This window comes from Streptomyces sp. NPDC027962 (assembly GCF_055566095.1).
Window position 1 is genome coordinate 73,871 of record NZ_JBVHTA010000018.1, and the last position, 23,178, is coordinate 97,048.

Below are 23,178 nucleotides of genomic sequence, written 5' to 3' on the forward strand. Positions count from 1 at the left end.
TCCACGCAGGTCCGTCTTGACGCGGTCCGTCTTGCTCGGGTTTGTACCGTTCCTGTCTGCCTTGCTCGTGACTGTCCCGTTCTGATCCGTCCTGCTCCGGGCCGTCCCGTTCCGGTCCGTGTTGGTGTCTGCTGGGGGCTGTCTTGTTCCGGTCCGTCTCAGCGCAGGTCGCCGAGAACCGCTCCGAGATTCCGCAACGCCTCTGCCACCTGGGGCAGTTCCAGTGGCTCCGGAGAGTTGAGCGCCTCGAGCCGCTCCGCTGCGTCGGCACCCAGGAACGGGGCCGTGTCCAGTCGTACGTGCAGGGCGCCCAGCTCGTCGCCGAACCGGTGACCGCCGGGCACCGGCATGCCCAGTCGTTCGGTCATGTGGTCCTCCAGCTCCATGGAGTCGCCGACGCCCAGCCCCGCGAGGCGGCTGCGCAACGGGCCCAGGTCCGCGTAGAGATGGCGGCCGGCCTGCGGTGGCCTGGAGACGGCTCCGGCCTCGAGCACCAGGCGGTGCACGGCGGCCGCCACACGGGCGTGCAGCGCGGCCGCCTTCGTCGCCCGGTCCGTGACCTCGGGCGGCTCGTCGAGCGCGTGCGCCGCCGCGGCGGCGACGGGCGCCGGGACGACGGCTCCCAGCGCGGTGAGAATGTCGAGTGTCCTCGCGCGCCGGGCCGCACCCCGCTCGCCCCTCGGGAATCGGGCGACGGCGACCGGCCAGGAGGAGGGGGTGAGCGCACCCGTGAGGTCGCTCAGGACCGTCACGTCCTCGGGGCACATCTCGGCCGGGCTGACCAGCACGGTCTCGTGCGGCTCGTGCACCGTGTCGCGCCAGGTCTCGTCGCTGATGATGTGCAGCCCCTCGTCGATCGCCGCCTCGCACGCCTCGCGCACGGTCTCCGGAGGGGCGACGGTGGCCGTGGGGTCGTCGGCGACGGACAGCAGGAGCAGCCGCGGCCGACCGCCTTCCACGCGGACCCGGCGCACGGTCTCCAGCAGCGCGAAGGGGTCCGGCACGCCGCCGCACTCCGCCGGGACCGGCACGTGATAGGCGGGCCGGCCCAGCAGCCGGACCTGGGGGGTCCACCATGCGGGGCAGGGGCGGGGCATGAGTACGTCGCCGTCGTACGCGCCGAGCAGCGCGAAGAGAAGGGTCTGGGCGCCGGAGGCCGCGATCACCTCGCCGGGACGGCTGCGCAGTCCCCGCCGCCACCAGTACCCGCAGGCGGCCTCGCGCAGTGTCGGCCCGCCACCGGGCGGTTCGACCGACGCCACGTCGGCGGCCGCCGCGGCGACGGCAGCGAGCTCGGGCAGCACCGGCAGCCCCATGTCGGGTGCGGGCGGCCCGTAACGGACCGGCCCCCGGCCTTCCGGATCCGACGCCGCCATGCCGACCACCTCCGCCGCTCGCACCCCGGATCGTCTGCCCGGCCCACGAGCCCTTTATACGAAGGATCCGTCCTGTTCGCCGCGCGGGCGGCCCGTACGCCGTGAGGTGCGACACGCATGGGGTGGCCTGCGTGGTGGGGGCGGCAGCGGGGTACTCGCGGAACATGTCTGACGAGCACGCACAGGGAAAGCAGCCGTTCCACGGGCAGGTCAAGGCCCTGCTCGGCGGATGGGACCGGCGGATCCTGCATGGGGTGGCGAGCCGGGAGTGGCCGGGCGCGGAGCCGGTGCTGCCGAGGCTGAGCCGCAGCGCCAACCACGGGCTGCTCTGGTTCGGCACCGCGGCCGGGATCGCCGCGCTGGGGCGCGGGGCCCGCTCCCGCCGCGCGGCGGTGCGGGGCGTGGCGTCCCTCGCCGTCGCCTCCGCCGTCATCAACACGGTCGGCAAGCGCTCGGTGCGCAGGTCGCGGCCGCTGCTCGACGCGGTTCCGGTGATACGGCAGCTGAAGCGTCAGCCGTTCACCACGTCGTTCCCTTCCGGGCACGCCGCGTCGGCCGCCGCGTTCGCGACCGGCGTCGCCCTGGAGTCGAAGGGGTGGGGCGCGGTCGTCGCGCCCGTCGCCGCGTCGGTCGCCTTCTCCCGCGTGTACACGGGCGTCCATTATCCGAGCGATGTGCTCGCCGGCATGGCGCTCGGGGTGGGCGCGGCGTTCGCGGTGCGCGGCGCGGTTCCCACGCGGTCGCAACTGCCGGCGCCGGGCCGGCCGCACACCGACGCGCCGGCGCTGCCGGACGGCGAGGGCCTGGTCGTGGTCGTCAACAAGGAATCCGGGTCCGCCGACATGGCGCCTCTGCTCCGGGACGCGCTGCCGCTCGCCGAGGTGGTCGAGTGCGACCCGGCTGAATTGTCGGCCGAGTTGGAGAAGGCGGCTGGGCGCGGGCGGGCGCTGGGCATCCTCGGCGGTGACGGGACGATCAACCGGGCGGCGGCGGTGGCCGCCGGGATCGGCGTACCGCTGGCGGTCTTCCCGGGAGGCACGCTCAACCATTTCGCGTACGACCTGGGCATCGAGTCCATCCAGGACACCTGCCGGGCGCTGGCGGCGGGCGACGCGGTCCGCGTCGACCTGGGACGGTTCACGCCGGGCCCGGACGGCAGCCCGGAGCCAGGCTATTTCCTCAACACGTTCAGCCTCGGCGTGTATCCGGACCTGGTGCGCATCAGGGAACGCTGGTCGCCGCGGATCGGCGGCTGGCCGGCCGGTGTGCTGGCGGCGACGAAGGTGCTGCGCGACAGGCGTCCGCTGGAGGCGGTCGTACAGGGCAAGCGGCGCCCGATGTGGCTGCTGTTCGCGGGCAACGGCATCTACAAGGGCGTCGGCCCGACACCCGGCCACCGCCACAACCTGGTGGACGGTCTGCTGGACGTGCGGGTGGTGCACGGTGGCAGCGTGCCGGGCCTGCGGCTGCTCGGCGCGGCCCTCGCCGGCAGGCTGAACCGCTCCCCCGTCCACGCCGCCCGGCAACTGAGGCAGCTGCGCATCGACGGGCTGGCCCCGGGGACGCTGCTGGCCTACGACGGCGAAGTGGCCCGGGCGCCGGAGGAGTTGGTCTTGGACAAGGTGGTCGAGGCGCTCACGGTCTACCGGCCGCAGGAACTGCTCTAGGGGCCGCTGCAGCGGGACTGACACAGTCCCACATGATGAGAAACAGGTCTCGCAATGCGGGACATCGGCGTACGGTGACGTTACTCGCCTCAGCCGAAGGAGACGTCATGCCGCAGGAGACCGCCGTCTACACCCATGGGCACCACGAGTCCGTGCTGCGCTCGCACACCTGGCGCACCGCCGCGAACTCGGCGGCGTATCTGGTCGGCGAACTCACGTCCGGGCAAGACGTTCTGGACGTCGGCTGCGGCCCCGGCACCATCACCGCCGACCTGGCGGAGCTGGTGGCACCGGGCCGGGTCACGGCGGTCGACGCGGCAGAGGACGTACTGCGGCAGGCGCGTGCGTGTGCGGACCGACGCGGGCTGGACAACGTCCGCTTCGCGATCGCCGACGTCCACGCCCTGGACTTCCCGGACGACTCCTTCGACGTCGTCCACGCCCATCAGGTGCTCCAGCACGTAGGGGACCCGGTGCAGGCGCTGCGCGAGATGCGGCGGGTGTGCCGCCCCGGCGGAATCGTCGCGGCGCGCGACAGCGACTACGGGGCCTTCGCCTGGTACCCGCAGCCACCGGCGCTGGACACGTGGCAGGAGCTGTACCGGCGCGTGGCCCGTGCCAACGGCGGCGAGCCCGATGCCGGCCGCAGACTGCTGTCCTGGGCGCAGGCGGCCGGCTTCAGCGACATCACCCCCTCCGCGGCCACGTGGTGTTTCGCCACACCTGCCGACCGCACATGGTGGAGCGGCCTGTGGGCCGACCGTACGGTCACCTCGGTGTACGCCAAGCTGGCCGTGGAAGGAGGCCACACCACGCAGGATCAGCTGGAGGAGATCGCCGCTGCCTGGCGGGCGTGGGGCGAGCATGAGGACGCCTGGTTCCTGGTTCCGCACGGCGAGGTGCTCTGCCGGGTGTGACCCCGGCCCGGGCTTGAACACCCGCCCGGGGATTGACCACCGGACCGGGGCTTGAACACCGGCCCGGCGCTTGCCCGGGGGTTGACGACCGGACCGGGGATCAGGTCCGCGACCGCCGATGCCGTCCGGCGCACGCGCCAACTACCCTCCTCCGTATGGAGATCCTCGGAACCACCCTGCGCATCTGCGTCGACGACCTGGACAGCTCCGCCGTCTTCTACGAACGCCTCACCGGCGCCCCGCCGCTCCGTTTCGAGCGCGGCGGGGTCTCGGTGGCCGCTGTCGGCTGCTTCCTGCTGATGAGCGGACCGGAATCGGAGCTGGAGATCCTCCGGAAGGTGTCTGCCACCATCGCCGTCAAGGACATCGAGGACGCCCGCGCCACACTCACCGAGGTCGGCGCACAGATCCTCGCGGGTCCGGTGGAGACTCCGGTGGGCCGCAACCTGATCGCCGTCCATCCCGACGGGTCCGTCTTCGAGTACGTCGACCGGAAGCCCGCCGCCTGAACCTGCGCCGATCCCCCGCGATGGCTCCGCTCAGTCCTGCGGACGCATCCGGTAGTCGTAGGCGTCCGGCAGCGGTTCGTCGGTGAGCTCGGACCACACCTCGCCCAGGATCTCCGCGCCGATCTGGCGGGCCATGTCCCTCGGCAGGTCCTGCTTCGCACGCTCGTCGAGGGTGTGCACCTCGTCGAGGGGCCGCAGGGCGGGCAGTGGGTTCGGCCCGCCCAGCGGGGCAGCAGGCAGGATCAGTACGGTACGGCGCGCAGTGGTGGCCAAGGCAACCTCGCCTCGCTCGCGCGGGCGGTCGGTACCTTGTCCGGCCGACGCGTCCCGCCGACCATGGAACAACCAAGTCCACGCGCGGGCCAGGGGCTTCGCACAACAGGCTTCGGCAAAAGCCGACCCGCACGGGCGGAGGCGGCTGCGGTCGAAGCCACTGGGGGCGAGGCGATATTGAGTGGGCGCCGTGCGCCGGCCGCCGTAGTCTCGATCGTCGACACAGTGGCGACGAAAACGGCGGCGGAGATGAGCACGCAGCACACGTACCGGGTGATTGTGCGCGGCACCTGGGAGGGGCTGACCGGCGAGGGGCGCGCGGCGCTGCTCGCGCAGGTGGAGGAGCACGGGCTGGCGCAGATGCGCTTCACCGAGGAGGGCTCGCTCACCTACGACAGCGGGCTCAAGCACTTCTCGTACCGCTTCGTCGTCGTCTCGGACGCGGCGGACGGCGAGGAGATGGCCGCGGCGATCGCCGAGGACCGCGCAGAGAGGGCGCTGGCGGCGCTCGGGCACGGCTTCCGCGAACTGAAGTCGACGGTGACGGACATGGACACCATGAAGATCAACTACAAGGGCCGTCGCTGACGCGCCCGGTCCGTCATCTCACGGGTGATCGAATGCGGCGCCGTCCTAGGGCGTGTTTCGAAAGTCCCGCCTGGCCCACGACGCCTGGCACGCACACTCGCTGCGTTGTCGGAGTCATCCAGGTACGTCCAGTACGAGGATGATCCTCCGCCTTGCGATCGCACGCACCAGACGCCGCGGGCCCCGCCCTGCGGGCGGACGACGCTACTTTCGAAACACGCCCTAGGTGAAGGGGCGCAACCCGACGCGTTCGCCGGTGACAAGGCAGGGGGCGGCCGTTCGGGACATCAGGCCGGCCCAGCCGTGCGCCGTGCGGGGCAGTTGCGTCCGGCTGCCGTTGCATCCGAACGGGCACACCCCAGCTTGTCAGACAAGCAACCGCCGCTTACCGTGCTGATCAATGAGCCGAGGAGAGTCAGTGGCAGCAGTCAGCGGGCGGCAGCGCCGACCGGTCGTCGTCCTGTACGAGCGGATTGCGGACGCCATCCGCGACGGCGTCTACCCGCCGGGGTCCACCCTGCCCTCCGAGCCCCGGCTCGCTTCCGAACTGGGAGTCAGCCGCCCCGCGCTGCGCGAAGCGCTGCTGCTGCTCCAGGAGGACGGCCTGCTGTCGGTGCGCCGCGGTGTCGGCCGGACCGTCAACGACCGTCCGCTCCGGCGCGGCTACGAGAACATCCAGCCGCTGGAGCAACTGCTGTCCACCGGCTCGCCACTCCGGGTGCGACCGCTGTTGCGGACGACGGAGGAGCCGACGGACTTCACCACACAGCATCTGCTCGCCGCGGCCGGAGCCGAGCTCCGGTTCTGGGAGTCACTGCTCTCGGGCGACGGCTCCGCGGCGGCGCTCAGCCACGAGTGGGCGGCCGCCGAGGAGACCCTCGAGGCGGCCCACCCGTCGTTCGCGCATGCCCTGAAGGCCGCTCCGCCCGCCACGTCGATGCTCTCGGTCCTGACCGCCGCCTCCCGGGGCGTGCCCCTGACCGCGCACAGCGGCATCAGCGCCACGCTGCTGGGGCGCCGCCGCGGGGAACAACTGGGCCGGGCGGCGGACACACCGGCGGTGCTGGTGACACAGGTGGTGCGCGCCGGGGAGACACCGGTGCTGGCGGCGAAGCACATGCTGCCGACGGGAGTGGCGGCGCTTCCGGTGCTGTCGCACTGAAGGGGCGCTGCGGGGGCGCGTCCGCGAGGACACTGTTACGGGGAACGTTTCCTTGCCGTACACTCCCCGGATGTACTTGTCTGACATCCTGCGCGCACCCAAGGTCGTCCTGCATGACCACCTCGACGGCGGTCTGCGCCCCGCCACCATCATCGAGCTCGCCCGCGAGTGCGGCTACCAGAACCTGCCCACCGAGGACCCGGACGCGCTCGCGGTGTGGTTCCGGGACGCCGCGGATTCCGGGTCGCTGGAGAGGTACCTGGAGACCTTCGCGCACACGTGCGCCGTGATGCAGACGCGCGAGGCCCTCGAGCGCATCGCCGCCGAGTGCGCGGAGGATCTGGCGGCCGACGGCGTCGTGTACGCCGAGGTGCGGTACGCGCCCGAGCAGCACCAGGAGCGCGGGCTCACCCTGGACGAGGTCGTGGAGGCGGTCAACGCCGGCCTGCGCGAGGGCGAGCGGCGCACCGGCGGGCGGGTCACCGTGCGGGCACTGCTCACCGGCATGCGGCACACCGAACGCTCCCTCGAGATAGCCGAGTTGACGGTCGCGCACCGCGAGCTCGGGGTCGCCGGCTTCGACATCGCGGGCGGCGAGATCGGCAACCCGCCGGCCCGTCACCTGGCCGCCTTCCGGCACCTCAAGCGTCACAACTGCCACTTCACGATCCACGCAGGCGAGGCGGTCGGCGCCGAGTCGATCCACGAGGCCGTCCAGGTCTGCGGCGCCGAGCGCATCGGCCACGGCGTCCGTATCACGGACGACATCCAGGTCCACGACGACGGCACGGCCACCCTCGGCCACCTCGCCTCGTACGTGCGCGACAACCGCATCGCCCTCGAGGTGTGCCCGACCTCCAACCTCCAGACCGGCGCGGCGAAGTCCTACGACACGCACCCCGTTGACCTGCTGCGTCGCCTCGGTTTCCGCGTCACGCTCAACACCGACAACCGTCTGGTCTCCGGGACCACCATGAGCCAGGAATTCGGGCACATGGTGGACGCCTTCGGCTACGGCTCCGAGGTGTTCGAGGAGTTCACGGTCGCGGCGGCCGAGTCGGCGTTCCTGCCCCTGCCGGAGCGGCAGCGCCTGATCGACGAGGTGATCCGCCCGGGCTACGCGGCCCTGCGCGGCTGACCACGGGCGGCCTCGGGCGTCCGCGCCGGGCGCTCCGTCGGCCCGTCGGGCCCGTCGGGCCCGTCGGGCCCGTCGGCCGGAGGCTGCCGGGCGGGCGGTGCGGCCGGCAGGCCGGGCAGTGCGGCCGGCGCGACAATGAGGTCATGGCACACGCCTCCTCCAGGAGCGACGCGCGGGCCCTGGGCGGGTCCCGCTACGGCGAGCAGGTCTTCCGCCCACAGGACGAGGGCGAGGCCGATCGGATCGACCTCGGGGCGCTCGCCTACGACGCCACGACCATGGCCCGGCTGCGCGAGCTGGGGGCCGGTCCGGGCCGGCGCTGTCTCGACGTCGGTGCCGGTACCGGCACCGTGGCGCGGGCGCTGCTGGAGGCAGGGGCGGACGAGGTGGTGGCCGCGGACCGGGACGTACGCTTCCTGGCCGCCGATCCGCCCCGGGGCCTGACCGTCCTCGAAACGGACATCACCACGGACGGCTTCGCGCCCGGAGTCTTCGACCTCGTGCATGCCCGGTTCGTCCTCATGCACCTGCCCGACCCCGGGCGCATGGTCGCCAGGCTGGCGGACATGCTCGCACCGGGAGGAGTCCTGGTGGTGTCCGACGCGGTGGACCTGACGACAGCCGGCGCCCCCGCCGGCTCGTTCACCTCCGCCATGCGCGCCATGTGGCAGGGCCTGCGCGACACCATCGGCACCGACGTGACATGGGTGCCCGACTGCCCGTGGCTGCTGGAGGCGGCCTCGCTGGAGTCCGTCGCGGCGGAGATCTACGTGCCGCCGCTCCTGCCCGGCAGCGCCATCAGCCGGTTCTGGGTCGAAACCTGGGGCCGGGCCCGTGCCTCGATGATCGCGACGGGACTGGTGGACGGCACCACGCTCGACGACGCCTTGCGCTGCCTGGCCGCACCAGGCTTCTGCGGCCATTCACCCGGCATGCTCACCGCCTGGGGACACCGTCCGGAAGGCCGGCCGTGACATCCACCTGCGCTCGTCAACGAGCGGCCGTCACACGGGTGATGCGGTGACTTCCGGCTGCGCGGGCACCTGGCCCGCCCGCAGGCCTCACGCACGCGGAGGCCGCCGCGCTGCCGCCGGCCGGCCTCACCGCCTGGCAGGCCCTGGTGGAGACCGCGGGCCTCGACGCCGGTCAGCAGGTCCTGATCCACGCCGCCGCGGGAGGTGTCGGGCATCTCGCAGTACAGATCACCGCAGCCCGCGGCGCGTACGTCATCGCGAGCGCCAGGGAGGACAAGCACGCGCTGCTCAAGGAACTGGGCGCCGACGAGGCGATCGACTACACCGGTGAGGGCTTCGCCGAACGGCTCGGGCGGAGCGTCGACGTGGTCCTCGACGCCGTCGGTGGCGACTACGGGGTCCGGTCCCTGCAGGTGCTGCGTGCCGGCGGCACCCTCGTCACGCTACCCTCCCCCGACGACGTGCCCGCCGCCGAGGAGGCCGGCACGGAGGGCGTCCGTACCGGGTTCACGCTGGGGGAACCCGACTCCACGGGGATGCGGGCGTTCGCCCGGCCGGCCGAGGAGGGCAGGCTGCGGCCCGTCGTCGAGACGGTGCTGCCGCTGGAACGCTCGGCCGACGCCCACCGCCTGGTGAGGCCGGCCGCACGCGGGGCAAGATCGTGCTCTCGGTGGCGGCGGACTGACCGGACGGGCGACGGCCCCGGCCCCGGGCACCCGACGGGGAGGCCCGGCCCCGGGAGCGGAGAAGGCCACCGCTGCCCGGCGCGCCGTGACCCCCCGCCCCGCGTCAGACCAGTGCCGGATCCTCGAGCGTCAGCGTCCGCTCGTCCGCGTCCAGGACGGCCGGCACTCCCAGCGGCATCGTCAGCGTCGTCTCGCCGTGCCCGAAGCCGAACTCCTCGACGATCGGCACACCGAGCGCGCCCAGCCGGTCGAACAGCACCGCCCGCACCTGCTCGTACGGGCCGCACTCCGTCCATGAGCCGAGCACCACGCCCGCGACGCCGTCCAGCCGTCCGGAACGCAGCAGTTGGGTGAGGATCCGGTCCAGGCGGTAGTCCTCCTCGCCGATGTCCTCGATGAGCAGCAGCCCGCCCCGTCCGGACGGGCGGCCGTGCGGTGTTCCCAGGTCGGCGGCGAGGAGGCTGAGGCAGCCGCCGAAGGTGACGCCGCTCGCCCGGCCGGGCACCATCGTGCGGGCGCTCGCGAGACCGGTCAGGGACTGCACCGTCTCCGGTTCGAAGAGCGTGGCCCGCAGCGACTGCTGTGTGGCGACATCCTTCAGGAAGGTCACGGCGCCGACCATCGGGCCGTGCAGGGTGGCCAGGCCCAGCCGTACGGCGAAGGCCTCGTGGAGCGCGGTGATGTCGCTGTAGCCGACGAAGACCTTGGGGCCGGCCGCCCGCATCGCGGTCCAGTCGGCCAGGTCGACCATGCGCTGGGCGCCGTATCCGCCGCGGGCGCAGATGACGGCGGACACCGACGGGTCGCACCAGGCTTGCGTCAGATCGCGGGCGCGCGCCTCGTCCGCCCCCGCCAGATAGCCCAGCTCCGGGTGGGTTTCGCGCACATGGGGCATGACCACGGGCTCGAGGTCCCAGCCGCGCAGGATGTCCAGCCCGGCGTCGAGGCGCTCGTCGGGTACGGGACCGCTGGGCGCGACGACGGCGACCCGGTCCCCTGCCCGCAGCCGCGGCGGCCTGGTCGGTGACGTCATTTCCTCAGCTCCAGCAGCGGTACGTCGGGGCGGGCGATGCCGAAGGTCTGGGCGTAGAGGGACAGTTCGGCCTCCAGGGCGCGGATCATCGTGTCTGCCCTGCGGAATCCGTGGCCCTCGCCCTCGAAGGCGATGTAGGCGTGGGCGACCTGACGGCCCGCCATCTGCTCGAGGAACCGTTCGCACTGCACCGGCGGGCAGATCACGTCGTCGAGGCCCTGCAGCAGCAGGAAGGGCGCGGTGATGCGGTCGACGTGGGTGACGGGCGAGCGGTCCCGGTAGCGTCCCGGCACTTCGGAGAGCGGGCCGATCAGCGACTCCAGGTACTGCGACTCGAAGTCGTGCGTCTCACCCGTGGCCCAGGAGAGCAGGTCGAGGATCGGGTAGATGATCGTTCCGCAGGTGTACACGTCGGTGGTGGCGAGGGAGACGGCCGCGGTCCAGCCTCCGGCGCTGCCGCCGCGGATCGCGAGCCGGTCGGGGTCCGCCGTGCCCTCGTCGGCCAGCGACAGGGCGACGGCCGCGCAGTCCTCGACGTCGACGACGCCCCACTGTTCGCGCAGCCGTTCGCGGTACTCGCGGCCGTAACCGGTGGAGCCGCCGTAGTTGACCTCCGCGACGCCGATGCCTCGGGAGGTGAAGTACGCGATCTCCAGGTCCAGTACGAGTCCTGCCCGGCCGGTCGGGCCGCCGTGCGCCCACACCACATAGGGCGGCAGTTCGTCGTCGGGCGCCACCCGGTCGGGGCTGTGCGGCGGGTAGATATGGGCGTGGATCTCGCGGTGGTCGGGGCCGGTGAAGGTCCGGATCTGCGGCTCGGGGTAGTAGGCCGGGTCGACGGGGTCGTCGTGCGGGCTGCCGATCACGCGGGTGTGACCGGTACGTGTGTCGAGCTCCACGATCTCGTAGGCGCTGCGCGGGCTGGCCGCGACGCCGATCACCCGGTCGCCGTGCACGGCGAGCGTCGGCGCCCATTCGCTCCAGGGCCCCGCGGCGTCGACGAGTTCGCCGGTCTCGGGGTCGAGTATGCCCAGCGCTGTGGCGCCCGTGCCGTGGATGGCGGCGATCAGTCCGCTCTCCAGCGGCCGGAACCACTGGGAGCCGACTTTCCACAGCGGCCCGCCGAACTCCTCGCCGCGGCCCGGGCACAGCGGGGTGCGCCTGTCGGAGCCGGGTGCGTCGGGTGTGACGCGCTGCAGCTCCCACCAGCCGGTGCGGTCGGCGGTGAACAGCAGTGAGCCGTCCGGGGCCCATTCGACCTGGGCGACCGACTCGTCGCTGCCGCCGGTCACCGGCCGGACGGCTGCGAACGGGCCGTTGTCCGTGACCTCGCCGAGCATCACGACCGTGGCGTCCCACGGCATCTGCGGATGGTCCCAGGCGATCCAGGCCGCCTTGGTCCGGTCGGGCGAGAGCCGCGGCCCGGTGACGAAACGGTGCCGGTCGTCGCTGAGTTCCCGTACCGCCGACCGGTCGCCGGCAGCCGAGCCGTCCAGGGGTACGGCGGCGATCACACGTCGTACGTCGGTGGGCGCCGGGCCGGTGAACTCCTCCAGGACGCACCAGACTTCGCCGCGCTCCGGCCGCAGCTGGAGGTCGGCCCAGCGCAGTCCGCCGACTGCGGAGACCGGGGTCAGGGGGCGGGGCTCGGCGCCCGGCAGGTCGGGTTCGCAGGCGTACAGCCGCTGGTCGGCGAAGTGCACGAACACCACGAGCGGGCCCTGCCCTTCGCGGGGAGCGCCGGCCCATGGCATGCCGCCGTACTCCATGACCCGGCTGCGCACGTTCCACGGCGCGGGGAGTACCGATTCCTCGCCGCCGTCGGCCCGCAGCCGCACCAGGGCGCGTCTGCCGCCCTCCGCGGGGCGCGGGGCGGTCCACCACACCTCGTCGCCGACCACGCCGAGATACTCCGGGTGCCCGTCGTGCGAGGCGGCGAGTGCGGCGTCGATCGGCGACGGCCAGGTTCCGTAAGCACCGGTGGGTACCATGCTCGCCCCCTAGGCGGACTGCAGATAGTGGTCGAGGACCCGGACACCGAAGTGGAGCGCGTCGACGGGGACGCGTTCGTCGACCCCGTGGAAGAGGGCCTGGTAGTCGAAGCCGGGCGGCAGCTTCAGCGGCGAGAAGCCGTAGCCGGTGATGCCGAGGCGGGCGAACTGCTTCGCGTCGGTGCCGCCCGACATGCAGAACGGGACCACGTGCGCGGCGGGGTCGAACGCTTCGAGGGCGGCGCGCAGTTTGGCGAAGGTCGGGGAGTCCACCGGCGCCTGGAGGGCGATCTCGTTGTGGTCGAACTCCCAGTGGACGTCCGGGCCGGTGAGCGCGTCCATCGTGGCGTGGAACTCGTCGTCGGTGCCGGGAAGGATCCGGCCGTCCACGAAGGCGGAGGCGGTCCCCGGGATCACATTGACCTTGTAGCCGGCTTCCAGCACGGTCGGGTTGGAGCTGTTGCGTACCGTCGCCTCGACGAGCTTGGCGGCCGGGCCGAGTTTGTGGAGCAGCTCGTCGACGTCGAACCCTCGGGCTTCGAGGGTGGCCGCGGTCAGGTCGATGCCGTGCAGCGCGGCGAGCTCGAGCAGCGCCGCCTTCACGGTCGGGGTGAGCCGGACCGGCCACCGGTGCTCGCCGATCCGGGCGACGGCGGCGGCGAGCCTGGTCACCGCGTTCTCCCGGTTGACCTTGGAGCCGTGTCCGGCCCTGCCGTCCGCGGTGAGCTTCATCCATGCCGTGCCGCGTTCGCCGGCCGCGACGGGGTACAGGGCCAGGCCGGGTCCGGCGTGGAAGGTGTAGGCGCCGGATTCACTGATGCCTTCGGTGCAGCCCTCGAAGAGCTCCGGGTGCTCGGCGGCGAGGAAGCCCGAGCCGTCGGCCGCGCTGGCCTCCTCGTCGGCGGTGTACGCGATGACGATGTCACGACGGGGCCTGATGCCGTGCCTGGCCCACGCACGCACGACCGACAGGACCATCGCGTCCATGTTCTTCATGTCGACCGCGCCACGGCCCCAGACGACACCGTCGCGAACCTCTCCGGAGAAGGGGTGCACGGTCCAGTCGTCGGGCTCCGCGGGGACCACGTCGAGGTGGCCGTGGACGAGCAGCGCGTCGGCTCCCGGGTCCCAGCCCTCGTAGCGGGCCACCACATTGGTGCGGCCGGGGGTGCGCTCCAGCAGGACCGGTTCGAGTCCCGCGTTGACCAGCCGCTCCGCGACGTACTCGGCCGCGGGCCGCTCCCGGCAGTCGCCGCCGCCCCGGTTGGTGGTGTCGATGCGGATGAGTTCGGAGGTGAACGTCACCACCTCGTCGAGGGCACGGGCGTCGATGGTGGTTTCGGTCACGTCAGCCATACTGCTCCTCCACGGCGGCGGAGACGATCGTCGTGACCGCCTTGAATGTGCGGATGCCCTCGTACATCGTCCCGCTGGTGTAGACGACGCGCCGCTCGCCCGGCGCTCTGGCGACTCCGGGGACGACGGTGGCTGCGGCGGCGAGGTGCTCGGCGTCGAACTCGACCTCCACGGTGAAGGGACCGCCCTCGGCGGGGTCGTGGCGAACGGCGAGCGCGGCGGCCTCCTTCGCCGCGGCCCGGATGTCGGCCGCGGTGCGGGCCGGGGCGCGGCAGACGGCCGCGTAGCGGGACACATGGTCCTTCACGGCGACCTTGAGCGCCCCGGGCGCGTAGCCGAGCGCGTCCTCGCAGGTCAGGTCGTCTCCGGTGACGAGGACGACGGGGACGCCGTACTCGGCCACGACGCGGGCGTTGAGCAGGCCCTCGCCGGCGCGGACGCCGTTCAGCCAGACGCCCGTGATGGAGTTCGCGAGGTAGGTGTGGGCGAGGACGCCTTCCGTGCCGGCACCGGTGTGGTAGCCGACGAAGGCGATGCCGTCGACATCACCGTGCTGGACGCCTTCGACCATGGACAGCGACTTGTGACGGCCGGTGAGCATCTGGGCGCGTTCGTCGAGTTCTTCGAGGAGGAGGTTGCGCATGGTCCAGTGCGCCTCGTTGATGAGCACCTCGTCGGCGCCGCCGTCGAAGAACCCGAGGACGGCCGCGTTCACGTCCGAGGTGAACATGGACCGGCAGCGCTCCCACTGGGGTGTACCGGGCAGCACGTCGGCGGGCCATGTCACCCCCGTGGCGCCCTCCATGTCGGCGCTGATGAGGATCTTCACAGCTCTCTCCGTTCCGCCTCGGCCACGCTGCCAGAAGTGCACCTTACGACAGCGTGGCCGTGGACCGGAGGGCCTGTTGACACGCGCCCCGGACCCGTGGTGCGGGAGGCCCGGGGCGGGCGGGTGGTCAGCCGAGGATCTTCTCCAAGGAGGCGAGAGCCGACCCGAGTTCCTCCCGGGTGATGGTCAGCGGCGGGGCGATGCGGATCGTGGAGCCGTGGGTGTCCTTGACGAGGATGCCCTCGGCCATCAGCCGTTCGCTGATCTCCCGGCCGGTGCCGATGGCCGGGTCCACGTCGACGCCGGCCCACAGGCCCCGCGCGCGGAAGCCGACGACGCCCTTGCCGACGAGTGCGGCGAGGCCGTCGCGCAGCACCCCGCCCAGCTCGGTGGCCCTGCGCTGGAACTCGCCGGTGGCCAGCAGGTCCACCACGGCCGAACCGACCGCAGCGGACAGCGGGTTGCCGCCGAACGTGGAGCCGTGCTCGCCCGGGCGCAGCACACCGAGGACGTCGCGGCGGGCGACGACCGCGGAGACGGGGACGATGCCTCCGCCGAGCGCCTTGCCGAGCAGCAGCATGTCCGGCAGCACGGACTCGTGGTCGACGGCGAGGGTGGTTCCGGTGCGGCCGAGACCGGACTGGATCTCGTCCGCGATGAACAGACAGCCGGCCCGCCGGGTCAGGTCGCGGACGCCGGCCAGGTAGCCGTCGTCGGGGATGAGGACGCCGGCCTCACCCTGGATCGGCTCGATGAGCACGGCGGCCGTTGTCTCGTCGATGGCGTTCTCGAGGGCGGCCGGGTCGTTGTACGGCACGATGCGGAAGCCGGGGGTGAACGGTCCGAAGCCGCCGCGCGCCGTCTCGTCGGTGGAGAAGCTGACGATGGTGGTGGTGCGGCCGTGGAAGTTGCCGTCGGCCACGATGATCGTCGCCCGGTCCGGGGCGACGCCCTTCACCTCGTACGCCCACTTGCGGGCGACCTTGACGGCGCTCTCGACCGCCTCCGCGCCGGTGTTCATCGGCAGGGTCATCTCGAGGCCGGTGAGCTCGGCGAGGCCTTCGGCGAAGCCGGCGAGTCTGTCGTTGTGGAAGGCGCGCGAGGTGAGGGTGAGCTCGTCGAGCTGGCGGTGGGCGGCGGCGACGAGGCCGGGGTGGCGGTGACCGAAGTTGAGTGCCGAGTAGCCGGCCAGCATGTCGAGGTAGCGGCGGCCCTCGACGTCCTCGACCCATACGCCTTCCGCGCGGGCGACGACGACGGGCAGCGGGTGGTAGTTGTGCGCCAGCGCCGTGTCCTCGGCGCGGATCAGCTCCTCGGAGGAGCGCTGGGTGCGTACGGGGGTGAGCGTCATGCGCGGATCTCCTGAGTGCAGCACTTGATGCCGCCGCCGGCCTTGTGGAATTCGGACATGTCGACGGGGACGGGTTCGTAGCCGCGCGCGGCGAGCTGTCCGACGAGGGCCTCCGCCTGCGGGGCGACGACGACATGACGGCCGTCGGAGACGGAGTTGAGACCGAAGGCCATGGCGTCGTCGCGGGTGGCGACGACGGCCTCCGGGAAGAGCCGCCGCAGCACCGCAAGGCTGCCCGGTGAGAAGGCCTCCGGGTAGTAGGCGATGTTCGCCGTGTGCGGGTCCTCGTGCCCGTCGTCGAGGACGAACAGAGCCGTGTCGAGGTGGTAGAAGTACGGGTCGACCAGCTGGAGGCCGATCACCGGCACGCCGAAGAACTCCTGCACCTCGCGGTGTGCCTCGACGGTGGTGCGGAAGCCGGTGCCGGCCAGCACGTAGCCGCCGACGGGCACGAGGTCGCCCTCCCCCTCGACCACGGATGCGGGCCGGTGCACGTCGAACCCGTTGACCTTGAACCAGGCCGCGTACTCCTCCTCCTCCGGCCGGCGCTGCGGTGCGTGGAAACGGGAGCCGAAGACCTTGCCGTCCAGGACGAGCGCCGAGTTGGCGGCGAACACCATGTCGGGCAGTTCGGCGTGCGGCTCGACGCTCTCGACCTTGTGGCCGAGGGCGCGATAGGTGTCGGCGAGCGCGGTCCACTGGGACCGGGCGAGATCAAGATCGACCTCTGTGTGCTCGCTCATCCACGGATTGATGGCGTACTTCACGTCGAAGTAACGGGGTTCGCAGACCAGATAACGCCTGGGGCGAGGCACGCGGCTGGGTGGCACCCGGGATCCTCCCGCTTCCTGAGATGGCCGGTGACGACCGGTGACGACCGGTGACGTCTCCACGGTAGGAATCGGGAGGTTAGGGCGACAAGGAACAAGTGCTGCGCGTATACGCAGGAATGCTGCGTCATAGAGCCGTTCGGCGGCGTTTTGCGTCGCCCGTCGGCTCACACCGCCCTTTCCGGCTGCTCGGCAGGCGCGCCGTACCAGCGCCAGGTGGTCGGGCGGGAGCGTTCCGGCAGGTCGGAGCGGCCTGTGCACCACAGCAGGGCAAGCCAGGGGGCGGCGCCCACTCCAGCGTGCCGGCCTTGCCGTCCCAGGAGGCCGGGGGAACCGCGCGGAGGGCGGCGACGGCGAGCTGAACGGCCCGGGCGAGGTCGTCGGCGGTGACGGGGCGGCGCGATGCTGCGGCTGTTGGCGACATGCGGGGGACGCTGACGCGGGCGGCTGTCCGGGCCGGGGCCCCGGGCTGTCACATGTCGGCGTCGCCCGAGGTGGCGGCGCGGCCGGCGCCGGCCTCCGGGCTGCCGGTCAGCAGGTGCGACAGGACCATGTAGCTGATCGTCTTGCGGATGAACGGCTCGGACCTGATGCGTTCGAGCACTTCCTCGAAGTGCTCGACGTCCGTCGCCCGTACGTGCAGCAGCGCGTCCGCGCCGCCGGTCACCGTCATCGCGGCCGTGATCTCCGGATGGTTGCGCACGACCTCGGCGAGCCGCCGGGGCGGAGCGGCGCTGTCGCAGTACACCTCCACGTACGCCTCGGTCCGCCAGCCCAGCGCCGCCGGGCGCACGGTGGTGGTGAACCCGGTGATGATGTCGTTCTCGCGCATCCGGTCGACGCGGCGTTTGACGGCCGTGGACGAGAGCCCGATCGCGGCGCCGATCTCCGTGAAACTCGTCCGGGCGTTAGCGACGAGGGCGGCGACGATCTTGCGGTCCAGCTCGTCGAACGACGCGGATTTGTTTGTCATATCGGTGATCCTTCGGACGGCCCTGTCGCGCGCGGACCCTACCGGAATACGGGCATGGCCTGCACCTCCACCGGCAGGAGGCGCAGGGCGTCCCCTGCCGGGGCCCGGCAGCCCGCCCCGGGAGCGTCCGAGCCCGTGGTCGTCGGGCTCGGTGAAGACACCACCGGGCGGCTCGACCTGCAGATCCCCTTTTTGCGGGCACCCGCCGCGTGCTGGTGGGCGCGGGCGATGGTCGAGTCCACCGAGACGTCCCAGGTGATCAGCCCTTCGGCGTCGGCCCGGGCCTGCAACTGCGTGAAGATGCGGTGCCAGGTGCCGTCCCGCCGCCAGCGCCGGAACAGACCGAGGTGTCGTCCGCGCTCGCGAGCGTGCGCAACTCGAGCGCGGAGTACGTGGCCGGGTCCGGCTTTTCCCTCCCCAGCACCGAACCGAGCCATCCCAGGAAGAATCCCAGGGGAGCGGAGACGATGGTCGGGTACTGCAAGGGGAACAGGTTGAAGTCCATGTCCGGGAACAGCGCGGTCGGGCCTCCCGAAACCGCCGGGGACAGCAGGGCCAGGACCACCGAGGAAACCAGCCCGCCGTAGATGCTCCACAGCGCGCCGGTGGTGGTGAAGCTCCGCCAGTAGAGGCCGTACAGCAGCGCGGGAAGAATCGCCGAAGCCGCGACGCAGAACGCCAGCCCGGCGGCGAAGGAGACGTTGAGGCGCTCGGCGCGCAGGGACAGGCCCACCGCGGCGCAACCGATCAGCACGACTGCCCAGCGGGCGACCATCAGTTCCTTCTCCTCGGTCGCGCGTCCCCGTTTGAGCACCGCGCCGTAGAGGTCGTGCGCCACGGATGTCGCTGCCGCGAGGGCGATGCCCGCAACAACGGCCAGGATCGTGGCGAACGCCACGCAGGCCATGACGGTGAGCATCCACGAGCCGCCGAGGGAGTGGGCGAGCAGCAGGGTGGCCGTGTTCCCCGAGGGGCTCCCGGCGACGATGGTCTCCGGGCCGAGAACCGCCGCGGCGCCGAATCCCAAAATCCCCGCGGTCACACAGAACACGCACGTCAGAACCGCTGTCCACTGCACTGAACGCCGCGCGGCGCGCGCGGAGCGCACCACAGACATGCGCATCAGGATGTGTGGGAGTCCGGCGGCGCCGATCAGGGCCCCGAGTTGGAGGCTCACTCTGTCCAGCGCCTCGGTGCCGGTGCCCTGGGCGCGGGCGCCGGGGGCGAGGAAGTTCTCGCCGACGCCGCTGCGGCGGGCCGCGGTTCCCAGCAGGTCACTGGGGTTCCAATGGAACTTCGCCAGCACGAGCCCTGCCAGGAAGATGCTCGCGATCAGCAGGACGGCCGCCTTGAGCAACTGTACGAGCGTGGCGCCGTGCATACCGCTGAGGGCCACGTAGATGATCATCAGGACGCCGAGGAAGACCATCAGGTAGTTCTGGGCCGCCTCGCCGGATATGCCCAGCAGAGGTGCCGCGAGCGCACCGGCACCCACGAGTTGGGCGGTGAGGTAGAACAGCGAGATCACCAACGTGGCGAGGCCCATGGCCAGATGGACGGGCCGCGGCCGCAGCCGGCGCGCCAGCGCGTCGCCCACCGTATAGCTGCCGGTGTTGTGGAACGGCTCGGCGATCACCAGCAGAATGACGGCCCAGACCACGACGGGCCCCACCAGATACGGGATGCCGTCGAAGCCGGCCAGTGCAATCAGTCCCGGAGTGCCAAGAAGCGTCGCTGCGGAGATGAAGTCGCCGAACAGGGCGATCCCGTTGCGCGCGGAGGGCAGTTCGCGGCCGCTGACGAAGAAGCGGCGGGGGGTGTCGCTGTCCGCCGCACCCCACAAGGCGATGAGAATGACGCAGACGACAAAGACGGCGAAGACGATCAGGGTTGTTCCGTTGTGAGCAATCTGGGCGGAAAGCTGAGAGGCGCTCACCGAAGTCTCCCTTTTGGTTCGAGCCCGGCCCGCACGCTCTCGGCCAGCGGATCCAGGGTGGTGCGGGCGTAACGCGCGTACCAACGGCACACGAGGAGCGTGGTGGCGCACTGCAGAAGCGCCAGAGCGAGCCCGAGGTTCAGGTGGCCGACCAGCCTCACGGCCATCAACCCGCCGGCCACATTGGCCAGAAGGGCGTTGAGCAGATAGAAGCCGACCACGGCGGCGGCAACGGGAAGGACCCTGGAGCGGCGCTCCGCGCGCAACCGTTCCACCCCCGTCGGGGGAGCCGGCTCGGCGTAAGGCGGGTGCACGTAGGGGCTGCCGACGTACGATCGCGGTCGTTCGAACGGCTCAAAGGGACTGGTCAAGACGACATCAACTCCTCTTGGCTGCAGGCCGCGTCGAGGGCGAGACGTCACCGCAGGGCGGTCGACCGGGTCGGTCCCCGCCAGGGCACGCCTCGGTGTCCGAGCCGTGTCGCAGTGACGTGCTCAGCCCTTGGGGGTCCTGATCTCCTCGATCAGCGAGGGAAGTCGACCACGGTCCTCCGGTTCACGGGCGGCCGCCGTCGAACCAGGGCAAGCGAAAGATGCGCCGCGCGGCACCGGAACAATACCGAACAGCGTTCGGTTGGGGAGCCTAGAGGTGCCCACCGTGCAGAGCAAGACGTCGCCGGCGAGTCGCCCTCCGCGCCGGCCCGGGGTCGGCTGCGATCCTGCGGGAGATCAGGGCCCGGCGGGCTCCGTAGGCACAGCGACACGGGCGTGCAGTGCGGTGAGGCCGTCGAGGAACATCTCCAGGGCGAGTTCGAAGCTGTCCCGGTCGATCACGCCTGCGCGGCCGCGCAGGCGGTGGGCCCCCGCGAGGTGTGGATAGCGCTCGACGTAGATCTGGACGTCGTCGTCGAACCCCCCGGCGAACGAACTCATCGCGGATCCGACCACCAGGTACTTGGTCGAGGCACCGATCAATGTGGCATAGCGTGGCGGCCAGCCGGCGCCCACGAGACCGCCATGAACGGCGTCAGCGCGCCGCAGAGAGGCCTCACGGCGGGCGGGGCCATAGGCCAGGAACGGGACGATCTGAGGATGCGCAGCCAGCGCGGCACGGTAGGACCGGGCCCAGGAGGCCACGCCGTGTCGCCAGTCGCCGGTCTCGAAGCCGGAGACGTCCACGTCCTCCATGATGGTGTTGGCGACTTCGTGGAGGACGTCGTCCTTGGTCTTGACGTGCTCGTAGAGCGAGGAGACCTGAACTCCGAGTTCCCGTGCGAGCCTGCGCATCGAGAGTTCGGCAAGCCCGTCCTGGTCCACGATCGCCAGCGCCGCGGCGCAGATGCGCCCGCGACTGAGAATCGGCTTGGTCGGTCGGCCCACCGATGCACCCCCACACCGTGAGGCGCCACAGTCGGCAGCGCCCTGCTTCTGGTTTCATCCTACACCTAACCGAACATCGTTCGGAAACCGTTACACCGTCTGAGTGGATGCCCCCTGGTGGCGCGCCGGTCACCCGGGGGGCTCCGACAGGTGCGCCAGGATGCCGAGGACTTCCTCGATGATCTCCTGGGCCTCGGCCATGTCCGCGCAGTCGCTCAGCTCTTCGGCGGCACCCCTGATCACCCTGGTCAGCACGACGCCCCGGACTCGGCCGACGCGCCGCGTCTCATCCACCTTGAGCAGCTTGGCGTTGCGCCGTACCCACGAGCGGTCCCACTGCCGCCGCAGCGCGCCGAAACCGGCCGGGCCGTCCTCCTGCTGCAGCAACCTGCCCATACGCCGGCGCACCCAGGCGCCCTCGAGATACGCCCTCGCTCCCGCGAGGAACAGTGCCATCGGGTCGGTCACGCCGTGCTGCCGCGCTGCCGCCACCACCGCCGCGGTCCGCTGCTCCTGCTCTTCCTGGAACTCCTCCCACAACGCCAGGTACAGGCCCCTCTTGCCCCCGTAGTGGTGGAAGAGGCTGCCGACGGCGATGCCCGAACGCGCCGCGATCTCCGTCACGCTCGCGTTGCCGTAGCCGCGCTCGGTGAACACATCGAGCGCCGCGTCCAGCAACGCGCGCCGCACCGGGACTTCGGCGGCGGCCGCGGCGTCTGCGGGAGTCTGCACCGTCGTCTCCGCCGCGGCCTCCACCCCCTCCGCCACGGTCTTCGCCGACACCTCCGGTGAACCGGCCGTCGGCTCCGGACGAGTTTGGCTCACTGCACGTCCTCCGTTTCCCAGGGCGCGTCGCGGATGGCGAGAGCGACCAGCAGTTCCAGCAGATCGGCGATCCGGCGCGGGTTACGCCCGGTGCGTTCCTCGATGCGGCGCAACCGGTAGTGCGCCGTGTTGTGGTGCACCTGCAGCCGCTCCGCCGCCAGCCTCAGGTTCAGATCTGCATCGGCGAACGCCCGTACCGTGGCCGCGAGCGAACCCCCGCGCCGGACGTCCTCATCGAGCAGGGCGCTGATCCGCGGGTCGACCAGCTGGCGGGCGATGGCGTCCGCGCGCAGGGCGAGGTACTGGAACGGAGACAGCCGCGGTAGCGCCGCCACCCCTCCCCCGCTGGGTACGAACTCCAGGGCGGCTCTGGCCTCCTGGTAGGCACGCGGCAGTTCGGCCGTTCCCCCGGCCACCGTGCTGATCCCCATCGCCAGGACCGTTCCGTCCCGGGCCAGGTGACGCTGCGCCTCTTCGAAGCGCGCGCATATCTCGTCCGGCTCCGTGCCCGTGCGCAGCACCGGCACGGCCACGACCTCGCCGTGCCGCACGACCACCAGGACTCTGGCGGCCCGCACGCCGGCGGCGGAGATCGCCGCGCTGGTGATGTACCCGCTCTCGGCCGCCGTGTCCGCTCCCCCGTGCCGGGCGCCGTCGACGCCGACCGCCACGACCACCATCATCGGCAGGTGCGCACCGATGCCGTAGGCCTGTGCCGCGGCCAGGAGAGGCCCCCGGGCGGGCATGTGGCCGGCGAGCAGTTGCTCGAGCAGGTCCCTGCGCTCGCGGTCCGCGTCGGCCACGACGTACTGCTGGAACTCCAGGTAGGCCTGTGCTGCCTGGGTGCTGGCGAAGTCCATGTACCGCATCAGCGGGGCGACCAGGGTGAGCACGGCGTCCTGCCCGGCGGCCGACGGGCCCGCGCAGTCGCGCAGGGCCTCCCAGAAGACCTGCCGGCCGACCCGGAACGCGCTGATGTAGTCCTCCAGCGCGAACCCCTCGCGGGCCCTGCGCATCGCCGCCGCGCGGCTGAAGGCCAACTCCTCGGAGGCGAAGCTCCGCTCGCCCGCCAGCAGCGCCAGCTGGACCCGGTAGTGCGAGAGCACCTGGTGACGCACGTCCTCGAAGAAGTGCTCGTCCTGCACCGCGTAGGCGGGGATCTCGGCGCGCATCATCGCAAGCGCGGACTCCGTCACCTGCTCCACGCGCTCCTTCATGGCGCACAGGATCCGCAGCCGCTCGCGGCGCAGCTGCTCGGTCAGGGGCGGCACACTCGGAACGATCGCGGGAGGCATGGCGCGATCGTCGTCGCCGAATCGTGACCGGTCAACAGGGTCGGGACCGGTTCTTCATATCGGATTGTGCGCGGCGCACAGGGCGACGGC

General features: G+C 71.8%; 21 protein-coding genes and 2 pseudogenes. 8 read left to right on the forward strand and 15 right to left on the reverse strand.

The features are described from left to right. Positions 1 to 158: 158 nt before the first annotated feature. Complete coding sequence (locus ACZ4SA_RS18745; protein ID WP_468275623.1) at positions 159 to 1,376, reverse strand: aminotransferase class I/II-fold pyridoxal phosphate-dependent enzyme; 1,218 nt, start codon at positions 1,374 to 1,376, stop codon at positions 159 to 161. Positions 1,377 to 1,540: 164 nt separating this feature from the next. Here ACZ4SA_RS18745 and ACZ4SA_RS18750 point away from each other — a divergent pair, with 164 nt between their 5' ends. The 3 genes from ACZ4SA_RS18750 (at position 1,541) to ACZ4SA_RS18760 (ending at position 4,469) form a co-directional block, all read left to right on the forward strand. Next, positions 1,541 to 3,043: a phosphatase PAP2 family protein gene (locus ACZ4SA_RS18750; RefSeq protein WP_468275625.1), complete on the forward strand. Its 1,503-nt coding sequence runs from the start codon at positions 1,541 to 1,543 to the stop codon at positions 3,041 to 3,043. A 107-nt stretch (positions 3,044 to 3,150) separates the two neighbouring features. Further along, entirely contained in the window at positions 3,151 to 3,960 is an 810-nt protein-coding gene (locus ACZ4SA_RS18755) for a class I SAM-dependent methyltransferase (protein WP_468275628.1), read from the forward strand. A gap of 155 nt (positions 3,961 to 4,115) precedes the next feature. Further along, the gene (locus tag ACZ4SA_RS18760; RefSeq protein ID WP_468275630.1) at positions 4,116 to 4,469 is read left to right on the forward strand and encodes a VOC family protein; all 354 of its coding nucleotides are present in this window, start codon (positions 4,116 to 4,118) and stop codon (positions 4,467 to 4,469) included. A gap of 30 nt (positions 4,470 to 4,499) precedes the next feature. Here ACZ4SA_RS18760 and ACZ4SA_RS18765 read toward each other — a convergent pair whose 3' ends face one another. After that, complete coding sequence (locus ACZ4SA_RS18765) at positions 4,500 to 4,742, reverse strand: hypothetical protein (protein ID WP_468275632.1); 243 nt, start codon at positions 4,740 to 4,742, stop codon at positions 4,500 to 4,502. 249 nt (positions 4,743 to 4,991) lie between these two features. Here ACZ4SA_RS18765 and ACZ4SA_RS18770 point away from each other — a divergent pair, with 249 nt between their 5' ends. The 5 genes and pseudogenes from ACZ4SA_RS18770 to ACZ4SA_RS18790 form a co-directional block, all read left to right on the forward strand. Beyond that, the gene (locus ACZ4SA_RS18770) at positions 4,992 to 5,330 is read left to right on the forward strand and encodes a DUF6204 family protein (protein WP_468275775.1); all 339 of its coding nucleotides are present in this window, start codon (positions 4,992 to 4,994) and stop codon (positions 5,328 to 5,330) included. Positions 5,331 to 5,748: 418 nt separating this feature from the next. Then, on the forward strand, positions 5,749 to 6,492 hold the full coding sequence (locus tag ACZ4SA_RS18775; protein ID WP_468275634.1) for a GntR family transcriptional regulator: 744 nt from the start codon (positions 5,749 to 5,751) through the stop codon (positions 6,490 to 6,492). 70 nt (positions 6,493 to 6,562) lie between these two features. After that, positions 6,563 to 7,630: an adenosine deaminase gene (locus ACZ4SA_RS18780; protein ID WP_468275637.1), complete on the forward strand. Its 1,068-nt coding sequence runs from the start codon at positions 6,563 to 6,565 to the stop codon at positions 7,628 to 7,630. A gap of 143 nt (positions 7,631 to 7,773) precedes the next feature. Then, positions 7,774 to 8,604 carry a class I SAM-dependent methyltransferase gene (locus tag ACZ4SA_RS18785; protein ID WP_468275639.1) on the forward strand — a complete coding sequence of 277 codons (831 nt, stop codon included), beginning with the start codon at positions 7,774 to 7,776 and terminating at the stop codon, positions 8,602 to 8,604. A 146-nt stretch (positions 8,605 to 8,750) separates the two neighbouring features. Beyond that, positions 8,751 to 9,182: pseudogene (locus ACZ4SA_RS18790) on the forward strand (zinc-binding dehydrogenase); the annotation flags it as partial. Between the two features lie 211 nt (positions 9,183 to 9,393). Here the strand turns inward: ACZ4SA_RS18790 and ACZ4SA_RS18795 are convergent. The 13 genes and pseudogenes from ACZ4SA_RS18795 to ACZ4SA_RS18855 form a co-directional block, all read right to left on the reverse strand. Next, positions 9,394 to 10,323, reverse strand: coding sequence for a S66 peptidase family protein (locus ACZ4SA_RS18795; RefSeq protein WP_468275640.1), 930 nt, complete (start codon positions 10,321 to 10,323; stop codon positions 9,394 to 9,396). Next, a complete protein-coding gene (locus ACZ4SA_RS18800) occupies positions 10,320 to 12,314 on the reverse strand; it encodes a S9 family peptidase (protein WP_468275646.1) in 1,995 nt (664 codons plus the stop codon). Before ACZ4SA_RS18800 ends, ACZ4SA_RS18795 begins: the two co-directional genes overlap by 4 nt. 9 nt (positions 12,315 to 12,323) lie before the next feature. Beyond that, on the reverse strand, positions 12,324 to 13,670 hold the full coding sequence (locus ACZ4SA_RS18805; RefSeq protein ID WP_468275649.1) for a M20/M25/M40 family metallo-hydrolase: 1,347 nt from the start codon (positions 13,668 to 13,670) through the stop codon (positions 12,324 to 12,326). Further along, positions 13,663 to 14,499, reverse strand: a complete 837-nt coding sequence (locus ACZ4SA_RS18810) for a M55 family metallopeptidase (protein WP_468275651.1) — start codon at positions 14,497 to 14,499, stop codon at positions 13,663 to 13,665. The genes ACZ4SA_RS18805 and ACZ4SA_RS18810 overlap by 8 nt, the downstream gene beginning before the upstream one ends. A 127-nt stretch (positions 14,500 to 14,626) precedes the next feature. Beyond that, positions 14,627 to 15,850 (reverse strand): ornithine--oxo-acid transaminase, encoded by a 1,224-nt coding sequence (gene rocD, locus ACZ4SA_RS18815; protein ID WP_468275653.1) that lies wholly within the window; start codon positions 15,848 to 15,850, stop codon positions 14,627 to 14,629. Further along, positions 15,847 to 16,680, reverse strand: a complete 834-nt coding sequence (ddaH, locus tag ACZ4SA_RS18820; protein ID WP_468275656.1) for a dimethylargininase — start codon at positions 16,678 to 16,680, stop codon at positions 15,847 to 15,849. Before ddaH ends, rocD begins: the two co-directional genes overlap by 4 nt. 472 nt (positions 16,681 to 17,152) lie before the next feature. After that, on the reverse strand, positions 17,153 to 17,653 hold the full coding sequence (locus tag ACZ4SA_RS18825; protein WP_468275777.1) for an Lrp/AsnC family transcriptional regulator: 501 nt from the start codon (positions 17,651 to 17,653) through the stop codon (positions 17,153 to 17,155). Between the two features lie 108 nt (positions 17,654 to 17,761). After that, a pseudogene (locus ACZ4SA_RS18830) lies at positions 17,762 to 17,991 on the reverse strand (IS5 family transposase); the annotation flags it as partial. After that, on the reverse strand, positions 17,913 to 19,589 hold the full coding sequence (locus ACZ4SA_RS18835) for a solute symporter family protein (RefSeq protein ID WP_468275658.1): 1,677 nt from the start codon (positions 19,587 to 19,589) through the stop codon (positions 17,913 to 17,915). The gene ACZ4SA_RS18835 and the pseudogene ACZ4SA_RS18830, both read right to left, overlap by 79 nt. Beyond that, a complete protein-coding gene (locus ACZ4SA_RS18840) occupies positions 19,586 to 19,960 on the reverse strand; it encodes a DUF485 domain-containing protein (protein ID WP_468275659.1) in 375 nt (124 codons plus the stop codon). Before ACZ4SA_RS18840 ends, ACZ4SA_RS18835 begins: the two co-directional genes overlap by 4 nt. A 357-nt stretch (positions 19,961 to 20,317) precedes the next feature. Next, positions 20,318 to 20,968, reverse strand: coding sequence for a TetR/AcrR family transcriptional regulator (locus ACZ4SA_RS18845; RefSeq protein WP_468275665.1), 651 nt, complete (start codon positions 20,966 to 20,968; stop codon positions 20,318 to 20,320). A gap of 129 nt (positions 20,969 to 21,097) precedes the next feature. After that, complete coding sequence (locus ACZ4SA_RS18850) at positions 21,098 to 21,793, reverse strand: TetR/AcrR family transcriptional regulator (protein ID WP_468275668.1); 696 nt, start codon at positions 21,791 to 21,793, stop codon at positions 21,098 to 21,100. Continuing rightward, the gene (locus tag ACZ4SA_RS18855) at positions 21,790 to 23,088 is read right to left on the reverse strand and encodes a PucR family transcriptional regulator (RefSeq protein ID WP_468275670.1); all 1,299 of its coding nucleotides are present in this window, start codon (positions 23,086 to 23,088) and stop codon (positions 21,790 to 21,792) included. The genes ACZ4SA_RS18850 and ACZ4SA_RS18855 overlap by 4 nt, the downstream gene beginning before the upstream one ends. Positions 23,089 to 23,178: the final 90 nt, after the last annotated feature.

Coding starts and splice junctions, on each gene's coding strand:
- rocD (WP_468275653.1), bottom strand. CDS start 15,850: ATGACGCTCACCCCCGTACGCACCCAGCGCTCCTCCGAGGAGCTGATC.
- ACZ4SA_RS18745 (WP_468275623.1), bottom strand. CDS start 1,376: ATGGCGGCGTCGGATCCGGAAGGCCGGGGGCCGGTCCGTTACGGGCCG.
- ACZ4SA_RS18795 (WP_468275640.1), bottom strand. CDS start 10,323: ATGACGTCACCGACCAGGCCGCCGCGGCTGCGGGCAGGGGACCGGGTC.
- ACZ4SA_RS18755 (WP_468275628.1), top strand. CDS start 3,151: ATGCCGCAGGAGACCGCCGTCTACACCCATGGGCACCACGAGTCCGTG.
- ACZ4SA_RS18780 (WP_468275637.1), top strand. CDS start 6,563: ATGTACTTGTCTGACATCCTGCGCGCACCCAAGGTCGTCCTGCATGAC.
- ACZ4SA_RS18785 (WP_468275639.1), top strand. CDS start 7,774: ATGGCACACGCCTCCTCCAGGAGCGACGCGCGGGCCCTGGGCGGGTCC.
- ACZ4SA_RS18805 (WP_468275649.1), bottom strand. CDS start 13,670: ATGGCTGACGTGACCGAAACCACCATCGACGCCCGTGCCCTCGACGAG.
- ACZ4SA_RS18770 (WP_468275775.1), top strand. CDS start 4,992: ATGAGCACGCAGCACACGTACCGGGTGATTGTGCGCGGCACCTGGGAG.
- ACZ4SA_RS18825 (WP_468275777.1), bottom strand. CDS start 17,653: ATGACAAACAAATCCGCGTCGTTCGACGAGCTGGACCGCAAGATCGTC.
- ACZ4SA_RS18855 (WP_468275670.1), bottom strand. CDS start 23,088: ATGCCTCCCGCGATCGTTCCGAGTGTGCCGCCCCTGACCGAGCAGCTG.
- ACZ4SA_RS18800 (WP_468275646.1), bottom strand. CDS start 12,314: ATGGTACCCACCGGTGCTTACGGAACCTGGCCGTCGCCGATCGACGCC.
- ACZ4SA_RS18750 (WP_468275625.1), top strand. CDS start 1,541: ATGTCTGACGAGCACGCACAGGGAAAGCAGCCGTTCCACGGGCAGGTC.
- ACZ4SA_RS18760 (WP_468275630.1), top strand. CDS start 4,116: ATGGAGATCCTCGGAACCACCCTGCGCATCTGCGTCGACGACCTGGAC.